The organism is Nonomuraea jiangxiensis (assembly GCF_900099965.1).
GTDB lineage: Bacteria > Actinomycetota > Actinomycetes > Streptosporangiales > Streptosporangiaceae > Nonomuraea > Nonomuraea jiangxiensis.
Genome location: NZ_FNDJ01000019.1, coordinates 16,788 through 28,938, shown reverse-complemented (window position 1 = coordinate 28,938; position 12,151 = coordinate 16,788). Strand labels below are relative to the sequence as shown.

The following is a 12,151-nucleotide window of genomic DNA, read 5'->3' as shown; positions in this document are numbered from 1 at the left end:
CGCGGCACGGGCGGCGCCACCCATGACCGTCAACCGCGGACGCCCTCAGGCTCAGGGACGATGCGGCCGAGGTGGTAGCGCAGGATCGCCAGCGCGTCGCCGGCGGTGACCTGTCCGAGGAGCACGCTGGTGCCGAGGCCCGCCGACATGGCGAGCAGTCCCGTGGCCTCGGCCTGCGCGTCCAGGTCGGCGGGGGCTTCCCCGGCGCTCTGCGCGGCGCGGATCTGGTCGGTGAGGAAGGCCCGCATCTCGTCGGGAGCGCTCATGAACGGCTGCGCGGCGAGCGCGGGATCGGTCACCGACAGCACCGCGTACGCGGTGTAGACGAGGTGGAAGGTGCGGCTCTCCGCATCGGTGGGGAGCGCCTGCGTGAGGACGGCCTCGACGACGCGCCGCGCGGTGGGCGGGGATCCCGCCGCGCGCACCCGGGCCTCGACCCGCTCGCTCACCCGCCGCGCCAGGTACTGCAGCGCGAAGAGCAGCAGCTTCTCCTTGGACTCGAAGTAGTACTGCACCACGGACACGGAGAAACCGGCCTCGGCGGCGACGGAGCGCATGGTGACGGCATGCAACCCGCTGCTCCCGGCGATGCGCAGCAGCGCCTCGGCGATCTGGGCGCGCCGCTGTCCGTGGTCCGCCAGCTTCGGCACCAGCCCCACCTCCTCGCCTGGCACCCTAACGAACTGCTCCAACGCTTTTGATAGTACAGTCGTACTACCAAAAGAAAGGACCCTCAAGGTGACAAGGACCGCTGTCGGACGGTTCACCAGCGACAAGGCCCGCGCACGGTTCCTGCGGGCGTACGACGAGGCCATGCGGCTGTGGCCGGAACCGCGTACGGAAGTCGACGTCGAGACCCGCTTCGGCACCGTGCACGTACACCGGTTCGGGCCCGGCCACGGGGAGCCCATCGTGCTCCTGCACGGCCACGGCGCGAACGCGTCCACCTGGTATCCCCAGATCGCCGCCCTGGGCGAGAACCACCCGGTGTACGCGATCGACACCCTCGACGACCCGGGCCGCAGCGTTCAGCGCGTGGTCGCGAAGGACTCCCGCGACAACGCCGCCTGGCTGGACGAGGTGCTCGCCGGTCTCGGGCTCGACGGTGTCCATCTCGTCGGCCTGTCCTATGGCGGTTGGCTCACCCTCAATCAGGCCATCTACGCGCCCGGGCGCCTGGCCTCGATCTCGCCGCTGGACCCCGCCGGACTGGAGAAGGTGCCCGCCCGCTTCCTGGTCAGCACCCTTGGCGGGCTGGTCGCGATGCTCGCCCCGCGCCGGTTCCGTCCGTGGTTCGGCCGGGTGCTGGCCAACCACGCGCTGGTCGCCCCGCGGCGGTTGATGGCCCCGATCATGCTGAGCGCCAGGACCTTCCGCCCTTCCTCGCGCCCGCCGGGCAGGCCGTTCACGGACGAGGAGCTGCGGTCGGTGAACCTCCCGGCCCTCGTCCTGCTGGCGCAGCGCAGCATCCTGGTCAGTGCCCGCCGCGCACAGGTCCGGGCCCGGAACCTCATCCCCGGCGTACGCGCGGAGATGGTGCCGGGCATCGGCCACGGGCTCCCCGCGGAGGCGCCCGACCTGGTCAACGCCCGCCTCCTCAAGTTCATCGAGACCGAGGTCCCCACCCGGCCCGCCTCCGAGGCCGAGCCGGCGTGAACGCCTCTGGATCACTGATAACAAAAATCTGTTTGCGCCGATCGTCATGACCTGTTATCGTCGCTAACATGGATCACAGATCGCGGATAGTGCTGGCCGCTACCGAGCTGCTGGAGGCCTCGCCGAACGGCGACATCTCCACCAGGGGCGTCGGGGAGAAGGCCGGCGTCCAGCAGCCGGTGATCTACCGGCTCTTCGGCGACAAGGACGGTCTGCTGTCCGCGGTCGTCGACCACGGGTTCGGGGAATACCTGGCCGCCAAGCGTGCCGCGGTGCCCACCTCGGATCCGGTGGCGGACCTGCGGCGCGGCTGGGAGGAGCACACGCGCTTCGCCCTGGAGCACCCCAACCTCTATCGGCTGATGTACACCCCGGGTCTGGCCTCCGCGCCGCGCTCTGTCGGCGAGGCCCACGAGCTGCTGCGATCGGTGCTCGAACGGGTCGCCCGGGCCGGCCGCCTGGCGATCGAGCCCGACCGTGCCGCCGAGATCGTGATCTCGGCCAACAGCGGGGTCGCGCTCGCCCTGCTCACCCGGCCGGAGCTGCACCGCAGCGTGGAGCTCTCGACGCACGTCAGGGAGATCGTGCTGGCCGGCATCCTGACGCCCGAGCCGGACGGCGGCACCCCGCCCGAACCACCGGCCGTGCCGCAGGCGGCCAACACCCTCGCGGCGCTCCTGCGTTCCGCCCCGCCGGAGTCGTTCAGCCCCGCGGAGCGGGAGCTGCTGGCCGAATGGCTGACCCGGCTGGCGCACGGCCCGAAGCCGTGACACCGGGCCCCCGCCCGCTTTCTGGAGATCCGCTCAAGCCGCAGCACCCCTGAAACACGAGAAGGAAACCCTCATGACCGAGAACACCACAGCAAACGTCCGTGTCGCGCTGGTCACCGGCGGCACGGGAGGCATCGGCCACGTCGTCGTCGAGCGCCTCGTCGCCGACGGTTTCGCCGTGGCCGTGCACTACTCCGGTAACAAGGACCGGGCCGAGGCGATGGTCGCCGACCTCGTCTCCCGTGGCGGACAGGCCATCGCCATCGGCGGCGACGTCGGGGACGAGGACGAGATGACCGCCGCGTTCGACGCCGTGGAGTCCGCCTTCGGCGGCATCGACGTGGTGGTGAACACCGCGGGCATCATGATCCTGACCCCCATCGTCGAGCTCGACCTGGACGACCTGGACCGGATGCACCGCACCAACATCCGCGGCGCCTTCGTCGTCTCGAAGCTGGCCGCCCGCCGCCTGCGCCCGGGTGGCGCCATCATCAACTTCTCGACCTCCGTCACCCGCACCCAACTGCCCACCTACGGCCCGTACGTCGCCAGCAAGGCCGCCGTCGAGGGCATCACCCTGATCCTGGCCCGCGAGCTGCGCGGCAGGGACATCACCGTCAACGCGGTCGCCCCCGGCCCCACCGCGAGCCCGCTGTTCTTCAACGGCAAGGACGAGGCCGCGGTCGCCAGGTTCGCCAAGGCCACCCCGCTTGAGCGCCTCGGACAGCCCGAGGACATCAGCGAGACCGTCGCCTTCCTCGCCGGGCCCGCCCGCTGGGTCAACGGCCAGGTCATCTACACCAACGGCGGCCTCGCCTGAGGGTGGGCCACCTACCGGCCGCTCCCGCACCGCACTTCACCCGGAAGAAGAACCACATGAGCAACGTCATCGTCATCACCGGCGCCTCCAGCGGCTTCGGCGCCCTGACCGCCCGTGCCCTCGCCGACGCCGGCGACACGGTGTACGCGGGCATGCGCGAGACCGCCGGCCGCAACGCGCCCCAGGTCCAGGCCGCGGCCGACTACGCGAAGGAGCACGGCGTCGATCTGCGCTCGATCGAGCTGGACGTCAACGCGCAGGACTCCGTCGACGCGGCCGTCGCGCGGATCGAGGCCGAGCACGGCCGCATCGACGTCCTGATCCACAACGCCGGCCACATGGTCACCGGCCCCGCCGAGGCTTTCACCCCCGAGCAGCTCGCCGAGCTCTACGACGTCAACGTGCTGAGCACCCAGCGGGTCAACCGCGCCGTGCTGCCCGGCATGCGCCACCGCGGGCAGGGCCTGGTGATCTGGGTGTCCAGCTCCAGCGTCAAGGGCGGCACGCCGCCCTACCTCGCCCCGTACTTCGCGGCGAAGGCGGGCATGGACTCCCTCGCCGTCAGCTACGCCGGCGAGCTGGCCCGCTGGGGCGTCGAGACCTCCATCGTCGTGCCGGGCTCGTTCACCTCGGGCACCAACCACTTCGCCCACTCCGGCCACCCCGCCGACACCGCCGTGGAGGCCGAGTACGAGACGAGGTACGCCGGGCTGATGGAGCAGATCGCGGGAAAGCTGGCCGCGCTCGCGCCCGAGGGCGCCGACGCCTCGCTCGTCGCCGACGAGATCGCCCGGATCGTCGCCCTGCCACGCGGGCAGCGCCCCTACCGGGTGCACATCGACCCGGCGAACGACGGCTCCGAGGAGGTCTCGGAGGTCGCCGACCGCGTCCGCCGCGACTTCCTCACCCGCATCGACCTGGCCGACCTGCTCGCCGCCCAGCGGTAGTCGGCCACCGTACGACCCCGCAAGGAAGAGATCATGACAGTCACCGGCACACCCGCCGCCATCCGGACCTTCATCGACGCCACCAACAGTGCCGACTCGGCGGCCTTCGCCGCCGCGTTCACCGACGACGCCTACCTCAACGACTGGGGGCGCGAGTTCCACGGTCGTGACGGCGTGCGCGACTGGGACCGTACCGACAACATCGGCGTGCAGTCGAAGTTCGAGCTCGTCGCGATCGAGCCGGGCCCGGACCCCGACAGTTTCGTCGTCACCCTCAAGGTGAGCGGAAACGGCTACAACGGCACCGGCCCGATGACCTTCCACCTGCGTGACGGTCTGATCGCGAGCCTGCGGATCAGCTGACGGCCGCGCAGCGGACCCCCTTCAGGCGGCGGCCCTGCCGAGGGCCGGTGACTCCGTGCAGGAGCAGCCGATCTCGCACCAGACGCCGGTGTGATCCGGCTGGTGGGTGATGCCCCAGTCGCGGGAGAGGTGGTCCACGAGGAAGAGCCCGCGCCCCCGGGTCGCCTCCGCGCCGGCCACGCCGAGCCGCGGCCTGCCCGCACCCCCGTGGTCGTGCACCTCGACGCGGACGGCGCCGGCCAGATGGGTGATCCGTACCTCGAAGTCACGGCTGGCGGCGGAGTGCTCGACGGCGTTGGCGGCCAGTTCGGAGACGGCCAGGACCACGTCGTCCGCGGCGGGATGGCCGGCCACGACGCCGCCCGCGAAATGACGCACATGCCCGAGCTCTTCGAGCAGGGCGGGGAACTCTCGCATGTTCGTGCCGGTCATCCGAATCGCCTCCGCGGGGGCATCGGCTCGTACCGCCTGACACCTCCAAGGATGCGAATCCCGCTTGCCGGTTCCCTGCCATCGGCTTACGGCCCGCTGACGGCGGAGCCGAGGTCCCGCGCGAGCCGGATTCCTCGCTGACAGCGGGACCGCGCACATCCCTCCGCGCCCGGCCATCTCGCCGGGCGCGGAAGGGTGAGTTCCCGCGGTCCACCGGGCCGACTGCCCCGGTCGGTGCGGTCAGCCCTGCGGAGTCGTCGCGTTCTCCCTGCGCCGGGCCAACCAGGTGACCACCCACAGGAGGACGCCGATCGCCAGCAGCACGCCGGCGATCTGGTACTGGCCGGCCGGGCGCCCGGACGACCAGGGCAGGACCAGGTACAGGGATGTGATCGCGCCTATCACGGGCAGGACGGGACCCGCCCTGAAGTGCTTGCCCGGGACCTTGTCCTTGCGCAGCACGAGTACGGCCACGTTGACGCCCGCGAAGACCGCGAGCAGGAGCAGCGACGTCGTCCCGCCGAGCAGCGCCACGACCGGGCTCTCCGGGTCCAGCGAGACGTAGGTGATGAGCGCGAGGGCGATGACGGTGGTGAACACGATCGCCGCGTGCGGGGTGCGCCGGGTGGGGTTCACCTTCGCCAGGAAGGCCGGCAGTACGCCCTGCTTGCCCATCCCGTACAGGAGCCGGCTGGCCATCAGCATGTTGATCAGCGCGGAGTTGGCCACGGCGAACATCGAGATGAACGGCAGCAGGTCCGACATCGGGAAGCCGGGGGCCGCGGTCTGCACCACGAGGGTCAGGGGTGTTTCGCTCTCGGCCAGCTGGCCCACGGGGACGACGGCCACGGCGCAGATGGAGATGAGGATGTAGATCAGGCCGGTGACGCCGAGCCCGGTGAGCATGATGCGGGGGAAGATCCGGCTCGGCTCCTTGGTCTCCTCCGCCATGTTGACCGAGTCCTCGAACCCGACCATGGCGAAGAAGGCCAGCGACGTCGCGGTGCTGACCGCCAGGAAGACGCTCTTGTCCGCGGCGGTCTCGAAGGCGACGACCCGCGAGAAGTCGGCGTTGCCGCCGGCGATGAAGTACAGGCTGATGAAGATGACGAGCAGCAGCCCCGAGAGCTCGACCGCGGTGAGCACGATGTTGGCCTTGACGCTCTCGCCGACGCCACGCAGGTTGACGGCCAGGACCAGGAGCATGAAGGCCAGCGCGATCAGCAGGATGACGCCGTTGCCGACGTCCAGCCCGAATCCGGTGGTGAGGTTGGCCGCGAAGGCCCGCGACGCGGCCGAGGCCGAGGTGATGCCCGAGCACATCACGGTGAAGCACACCAGGAACGTCAGCACGTGCTTGCCGAAGGCCTTATGCACGTACAGGGCGGCTCCCGCGGCCTGCGGGTATTTCGTGACCAGTTCCAGATAGGAACAGGCCGTGATCAGGGCGACCACGAAGGCGATGGCGAAGGGCAGCCACGCGGCGCCCCCCACCTCCCCGGCGACCTGTCCGGTCAGGGCGTAGACGCCGGTGCCGAGAATGTCGCCGATGATGAACAGGAGCAGCAGGCCCGGACCCATGACCTGTTTCAGGTCGGAATGGGTGCTGCTCTCCTCGGTAGGACTGGGGTGGCTGGTCTGGGCCATGGGGGTCCTTCTCGTGGATTCCTCGTTGGGGACTACTTGCGGAACCGGCCGTGAATCCGCGGTGCGCGACACGGGTCCCGGACGGTGGTGACGAGACCGCGTCGTCACCCCTTGGCGTCACGTTTCACCTGGACGCGGCGACGACGGGGCGGGCCGGGGTGGATGGTGCTCCCGGTGACGGGGCCGACCTCCCGCGGGGCCGTCTTGATCGTCCGGAGCCGTCATTCTGACACTTTACGACTCGGCATAGCGATCTGTAAGCCCCGAGACGCGGATCGTGACCCGGGGTGGCCCGGTACCCCTGCCCACCTGGGTACGGCCGGCAGTAACATGATCGATCGTTCACGTGGTGACCAGCTCATGCCGAAGGAGCGAGACCTGATGGACGCTCAGCGCGCGGTGTCATGGGACGAGCCGGCCTGGCTCAATCCGCCACTTTCCACCGAGATCGACGGTGACTCGTTGATCGTCACCACCCGGCACCACAGCGACTTCTGGCGGCACACCGGCTACGGCGTCGTGCACGACAACGGTCACGCGCTGCTCACCGGGTTCGAGACGGGGCAGGCCGTCGAGGTGACGTTCGTGTGCGAGTTCGACACGCTGTACGACCAGGCCGGGCTGATGGTCCGGGTGGACGACGAGACCTGGATCAAGGCGGGGGTCGAGCTGAGCGACGGGGTCCCGCAGCTGGGCGCGGTCGTCACGCACGGCAGGTCCGACTGGTCGGTGGCGCCGGTCGCCGGGTGGGCCGGGTGCCGGGTCACGATCCGAGCCAGCCGCATGGCGGACGCCGTCGTCGTCCGGGCCCGCCGCGAGGACGACCCCTGGCGGCTCGTACGCCTGGCGCCGCTGGCTCCCGTCGCGGTCGCGAAGGCGGGCCCGTACTGCTGTTCGCCCGAACGCGAGGGGCTGCGGGTGCGGTTCACCCGGTTCACGACCGGGCCGGCCGACCGCGCCGTACATGAGGGATGAACACACCGTCGCAGCCCGGCCGGGTCACCGGATCTGGCGGGTGATGGTGGGGTCGGTGATCTCGGTGTCCCTGGCCAGCATGAGTGCCTTGCTGAGGATGACCGCGAGCATCCCGTCGCCTTCGAAGGGCAGGTGGACCTCGCCGGTGGCCGCCGCCGCGCTCCGCTGGGGCACGATGCACAGGTACTGGTCGTTCGGCGTCATCAGGATGTTGCCGGAGCCCAGATGGATCTTGTAAGTGCGCAGCTCCCCGCGTACGTGGAGGAAGCGGCCGTCCAGGGTGCAGCGGCCTGCGATGGCCAGCCGGGGGATCAGGCGGTCCAGCAGGTCGCGGCGGGTCCGCGCGGTGCCCGACAGCTCGCCGAAGCTGTAGGAGGTCCAGTAATCCCTGAACCGGCCCTCGGGCCCGCCGTCGTTCCAGGTGGGGTCGTTGCCGACGCTGGCCACCCCGACGAACAGGTCCACGTCGCGCATGATCTCGCTGAACACCAGCGGCGGGATCTGCTCCAGCGGCAGCGGCAGGACCGGGGCGGCGCCGCCGGGGACCCACTGCTCGTAGCCGCCGCCGTAGGCATGGCCGGAGTTCGCCGGCGCCTCCGCCGGGTAGAACCGCACCTGATCGGTCGCCAGGCGCAGGTAGGCACCCGAGTCGAGGGTGTCGCCGCCGTGGTCGTCGCCGATCCCCTCGACCCAGAACTCGGCCCGCAGCCCCCAGCGCGGCAGCTCCCGGGTCGCCGGCGGGTAGGTGTCGTCCACCATCAGCCGCAGCCTGTTGTGCCATCCGCGCTGCGCGGCCAGCGCGTGGAACTGGTGCTGGCGCAGAATGTGCGCGGCATACCGGTTGGAGTAGACGCGGGTGTCCTTCTCGGCCGCGGTGAGCACGTAGACCTCACGGTGGGCCTGCTTGAACGGCTGGGTGATCTGGAGATGCTCCAGCCGGTCGCGCCAGGCCACCACCTCCTCCACGTCCCGGCCGATCGGATGCCACAGCCGTACGGCTGCCTCCTCGGCCGGGTCGAGCGGCACGCCGTCCAGCCCGCGCAGCCGCCCGTCGGCGTAGCAGCAGGCCCGATCGCCGACCAGCCAGATCAGCCGTCTGCCCAGGGTGCCGAGCAGCGGGTGGTCGAGGTAGCGCTCCCGCCAGGTCCGGTACGGCCACTCGCGCCGGGTGAGGAACTGCTGGTCCAGCCGCTCGACCTGGGCGGCGAGCATCTTGTCGATGTCCTTGGCCGCGGACTTCAGCTCGGCCGGCCCTTCGGGGTGATCCTGCCGGACGCTCGCGGGCGGTGACTTGACCGTCCGCCCGGCGGCGGTGCGCCAGGTGATGCCCGTCCGGGTGCCGGTGACGGTCAGCTCGGCCGTGACCTCGCCGAACGTGGCGGTGCGCCGGCCGACCTCGGTGAGCCCGTACGTGGGCACGGCCAGCTCCTCGACCTCCTCGCGCGTCAGCCCCAGCGCGGCCGCCCGCGCGTCGAGCACGCTCCCCAGCACCTTGGCCGTGCCCTTGTACGTGACACGCGCCGACAGGCGGGCCAGCTGCGCCGGCGCCGCCTCGCCCTCCATCCGCGCCAGCGCGTGCACCGCGGCGTTGGCCAGCATGGGGCTGCGCGGGCCGAGGCCCTGCACCTTCTTCAGCGCGGTTTCGACCAGATGCCCGAGCACCCGTGGGCTGTCCGCGCCCGGGGGCAGGAAGGCCAGCATCCAGATCAGCCCCCGGACCCCGAGGGCGTTGTACGGATCGAACGCCTCGTCATCAAGGTGCCGGACGGACATGGTGCGCGGCCGTCCGACCAGGGCCAGCCACCGGCTGATCGTCGTCCGCGCGGCCTCGGGGCCCACCGCGTCCAGCAGCCGGCGCGCCCGCTGCTCCCACGCGGCGGTGGGCTGGGCGGTCGTCGCGGTCACCGCGTGCGCGGCGAGAGCCCGCCAGGGCTCGCCCAGGCCGTCCAGATCGGCGAGCGCCTGGTCGGCCCAGGCCTCGCCGGGGCTGAACGGCGGATGGCCGGGGAAGCCGGCCATCCGCTCAAGCTTGTGGATGCCGTACGTGGCCTGGACCGCCCGCCTGACCGCGCCCACCACCGGTCCCGGGACCTCCCGGCCGGCCCGCGGCCACGCCTGGGTGAGGTCGGTCAGCAGATCGTGGACGTGCTGGGTCCCTTTGCCACCCATCCCCACCACAACGCTCTCCACCAGCTCCAGGTGCTCCTCGAAGGAGACCTTCCGGAGGACGACCTCCACGAACCGGTCCTGGACGTGGTCGGAGAGCTCCGTGATCGCCAGGGCCGCCCTCAGCCGGAACTCGTCCGGGCAGACGTCGAGGACGTCGGTCAGCCAGGTCCAGTCCGGCCCGCCGAAGCCCGGCACCCCCACGGTGCGCAACAGCTCGGTGGCCAGTCCGGTGGCGTCTCCGGCCTCGGCGAGCCGGCGGATCCGGTTTTCGTCGCCCGCCGCCCCGAGGCCGTCCCGTCGACGGTGATCCTTGTCGTCATGCCGGCGCAGTGTAGGCACCACACCCGACGTTTCCCGGCAGAACACCGGAAATAGGCCCGGTCACCTCGGGGACGGGTGGAGCGGCCGGTTACAGGTCGAGGTCTCCCGCCTCGGAGAGCCGGGGGAGTGCCGCTTCGGCGGCCTGCTCGACGTGCAGCCGGCACAACTCCTCGGCACGGGCGGCGTCACCGGCCACCGCCGCCTCGCAGATCGCCCGCACCTCCGCCAGCGACTCCTGGGGACGGCCCGGCTTGGAGAGCGAGACCGCGCGGACCAGCGTCACCCGGCGGTTGATGGAGTCGAGGATGTGCTTCAGCTCGGTGTTCTTCGCCCCGCTCACGAGGACGTCGTAGAACTCGGTCTTCGCGATGGCGAGCTGGCGGGTGTCCTCCGCGACCTCCTCCAGCCGGATGAGCGCCGCCCGCAGCGCGTGCCGATCGGCCTCGGTGGCCCGGATGGCGAACAGCCGGCCCGCGACGCCCTCCAGGGCGGAGCGCACCTCGTAGATCTGGCGGGCGTCCTCGACCGAGAGCGTGGCCACCACGGTCCCGCGTCCGTTGGTCGAGTGGACGAGACCTTCCGACTCGAGCTGGCGGAGCGCTTCCCGCACGGTCGCGCGACTCGCCGTGGTGGCCTCGCACAGCTCCCGCTCCACGAGCACCTGGCCGGGCATGAGCCGAAGCTCGGTGATCGCCTCACGGATCTGTGCGGCGACCTGGTCGCGAATCAAGGCGGGTGGGCGGGCGACAGCCGTACCGGAGAAACGCACAGCGCAATCATGACACACGTCCGACAGGCAGGGGAGGATGCTTCTTCTGTCTGCTGTACGACAGGTTGTATAATGCGGCGCTCATTGGAAGGCGCTGATCCCGGTCAGCGCCCGGCCGAGGACCAGGGTGTGGATCTCCGAGGTCCCCTCGTAGGTCAGCACCGACTCCAGGTTCACCGCGTGCCGGATCACGGGATATTCGAGGGTGACGCCGTTCGCGCCGAGCAGGGTGCGGCACTTCCTGGCGATCTCCAGGGCCTCGCGCACGTTGTTCAGTTTGCCGGCGCTCACCTGCTCGGGGGTGAGCGTGCCGGCCTCCTTCAACCGGCCGACGTGCACCGCCAGCAGCAGGCCCTTGCCCAGCTCCAGCGCCATGTCGGCGAGCTTCTCCTGGGTGAGCTGGTAGGAGGCGAGCGGCCGGGCGAACACCTCGCGGTCGGCCACGTACGCGATGGTCGTCTCCAGGCAGTCGAGGGCCGCGCCCATCGAGCCGAACACGATGCCGAACCTGGCCTCGTTCAGGCAGCCCAGCGGGCCGGACAGGCCCCTGGCGCCGGGCAGCATCGCGTCCTCGGGCAGCCGGACGCCGTCCAGCACCAGCTCGCTCGTCACGCTCGCGCGCAGCGAGATCTTGTGCTTGACGTCGTTGGCGGTGAAGCCCGGGGTGCCCGCCGGGACCAGGAAGCCCCTGATCCCCTCGTCCGTACGGGCCCAGACCACCGCCACGTCCGCCACCGAGCCGTTGGTGATCCACATCTTGGTGCCGTTCAGCACCCAGTCGCCGCCCTCGCGCTTGGCCGTCGTGCGCATGCCCGCCGGGTCGGAGCCGAAGTCCGGCTCGGTCAGGCCGAAGCAGCCGATGCGCTCGCCGGCCGCCATCGCGGGCAGCCACTCGTTCTTCTGCTCCTCGCTGCCGTACTTCCAGATCGCGTACATGGCCAGCGAGCCCTGCACCGACACCAGGCTGCGCAGGCCGGAGTCGGCGGCCTCCAGCTCCAGGCAGGCCAGCCCGTACGCGACCGCGCCCATGCCCGCGCACCCGTATCCGTCGAGGTGCATGCCGAGCACGCCGACCGAGCCGAGCTCGCGGGCCAGCTCGCGGGCGGGCAGCTCGCCGGCCTCGAACCAGCCCGCGACGTGCGGCCGGATCTCGCGGTCGCACATCTTCCTGACCGTGTTCCTGATCTCGCGTTCCTCGTCGGTCAGCAGCGTGTCCAGGGCGAACAGCGCGGTCGGGGCGATCATGCGCGATCCTCCGTATTTTGGATCCAATATTGAAAAT

At 70.9% G+C, this 12,151-nt stretch carries 12 protein-coding genes; 6 read left to right on the top strand and 6 right to left on the bottom strand.

Annotated features, from left to right (window positions below):
* Window positions 1-29 precede the first annotated feature (29 nt).
* Complete coding sequence (locus BLS95_RS35150; protein ID WP_245765476.1) at window positions 30-692, bottom strand: TetR/AcrR family transcriptional regulator; 663 nt, start codon at window positions 690-692, stop codon at window positions 30-32.
* Window positions 693-738: 46 nt separating this feature from the next.
* Between BLS95_RS35150 and BLS95_RS35145 the strand changes: the two genes are divergently transcribed.
* From BLS95_RS35145 to BLS95_RS35125, 5 genes are all read left to right on the top strand, one after another.
* Window positions 739-1,656, top strand: coding sequence for an alpha/beta fold hydrolase (locus tag BLS95_RS35145; RefSeq protein WP_218136133.1), 918 nt, complete (start codon window positions 739-741; stop codon window positions 1,654-1,656).
* A gap of 68 nt (window positions 1,657-1,724) precedes the next feature.
* Window positions 1,725-2,426, top strand: a complete 702-nt coding sequence (locus BLS95_RS35140) for a TetR/AcrR family transcriptional regulator (RefSeq protein ID WP_090941646.1) — start codon at window positions 1,725-1,727, stop codon at window positions 2,424-2,426.
* 73 nt (window positions 2,427-2,499) lie between these two features.
* Window positions 2,500-3,246 carry an SDR family oxidoreductase gene (locus BLS95_RS35135; RefSeq protein WP_090941644.1) on the top strand — a complete coding sequence of 249 codons (747 nt, stop codon included), beginning with the start codon at window positions 2,500-2,502 and terminating at the stop codon, window positions 3,244-3,246.
* Between the two features lie 56 nt (window positions 3,247-3,302).
* Window positions 3,303-4,193, top strand: coding sequence for an SDR family oxidoreductase (locus BLS95_RS35130; RefSeq protein ID WP_090941641.1), 891 nt, complete (start codon window positions 3,303-3,305; stop codon window positions 4,191-4,193).
* Window positions 4,194-4,226: 33 nt separating this feature from the next.
* Window positions 4,227-4,556 (top strand): nuclear transport factor 2 family protein, encoded by a 330-nt coding sequence (locus BLS95_RS35125; protein WP_090941639.1) that lies wholly within the window; start codon window positions 4,227-4,229, stop codon window positions 4,554-4,556.
* A gap of 21 nt (window positions 4,557-4,577) precedes the next feature.
* Here BLS95_RS35125 and BLS95_RS35120 read toward each other — a convergent pair whose 3' ends face one another.
* Window positions 4,578-4,988: an ATP-binding protein gene (locus BLS95_RS35120; protein WP_176993552.1), complete on the bottom strand. Its 411-nt coding sequence runs from the start codon at window positions 4,986-4,988 to the stop codon at window positions 4,578-4,580.
* Window positions 4,989-5,228: 240 nt separating this feature from the next.
* Entirely contained in the window at window positions 5,229-6,635 is a 1,407-nt protein-coding gene (locus BLS95_RS35115) for an APC family permease (protein ID WP_090941634.1), read from the bottom strand.
* A gap of 381 nt (window positions 6,636-7,016) precedes the next feature.
* On the opposite strand from BLS95_RS35115, the gene BLS95_RS35110 reads away from it, so the two are divergent.
* Entirely contained in the window at window positions 7,017-7,610 is a 594-nt protein-coding gene (locus BLS95_RS35110; RefSeq protein ID WP_090941997.1) for a DUF1349 domain-containing protein, read from the top strand.
* Between the two features lie 24 nt (window positions 7,611-7,634).
* Here BLS95_RS35110 and BLS95_RS35105 read toward each other — a convergent pair whose 3' ends face one another.
* From BLS95_RS35105 to BLS95_RS35095, 3 genes are all read right to left on the bottom strand, one after another.
* Window positions 7,635-10,118, bottom strand: coding sequence for a DUF4132 domain-containing protein (locus BLS95_RS35105; RefSeq protein ID WP_218136132.1), 2,484 nt, complete (start codon window positions 10,116-10,118; stop codon window positions 7,635-7,637).
* A 70-nt stretch (window positions 10,119-10,188) separates the two neighbouring features.
* Window positions 10,189-10,869 carry a GntR family transcriptional regulator gene (locus BLS95_RS35100; RefSeq protein WP_176993551.1) on the bottom strand — a complete coding sequence of 227 codons (681 nt, stop codon included), beginning with the start codon at window positions 10,867-10,869 and terminating at the stop codon, window positions 10,189-10,191.
* An 81-nt stretch (window positions 10,870-10,950) separates the two neighbouring features.
* Window positions 10,951-12,114: an acyl-CoA dehydrogenase family protein gene (locus BLS95_RS35095; protein WP_090941628.1), complete on the bottom strand. Its 1,164-nt coding sequence runs from the start codon at window positions 12,112-12,114 to the stop codon at window positions 10,951-10,953.
* Between the last annotated feature and the right edge of the window lie 37 nt (window positions 12,115-12,151).

Bases quoted from the DNA above. Each gene is read 5' to 3' on its own strand.
- BLS95_RS35130 (WP_090941641.1), top strand. From the start codon at position 3,303: ATGAGCAACGTCATCGTCATCACCGGCGCCTCCAGCGGCTTCGGCGCC.
- BLS95_RS35140 (WP_090941646.1), top strand. From the start codon at position 1,725: ATGGATCACAGATCGCGGATAGTGCTGGCCGCTACCGAGCTGCTGGAG.
- BLS95_RS35115 (WP_090941634.1), bottom strand. From the start codon at position 6,635: ATGGCCCAGACCAGCCACCCCAGTCCTACCGAGGAGAGCAGCACCCAT.
- BLS95_RS35110 (WP_090941997.1), top strand. From the start codon at position 7,017: ATGGACGCTCAGCGCGCGGTGTCATGGGACGAGCCGGCCTGGCTCAAT.
- BLS95_RS35095 (WP_090941628.1), bottom strand. From the start codon at position 12,114: ATGATCGCCCCGACCGCGCTGTTCGCCCTGGACACGCTGCTGACCGAC.
- BLS95_RS35120 (WP_176993552.1), bottom strand. From the start codon at position 4,988: ATGACCGGCACGAACATGCGAGAGTTCCCCGCCCTGCTCGAAGAGCTC.
- BLS95_RS35135 (WP_090941644.1), top strand. From the start codon at position 2,500: ATGACCGAGAACACCACAGCAAACGTCCGTGTCGCGCTGGTCACCGGC.
- BLS95_RS35125 (WP_090941639.1), top strand. From the start codon at position 4,227: ATGACAGTCACCGGCACACCCGCCGCCATCCGGACCTTCATCGACGCC.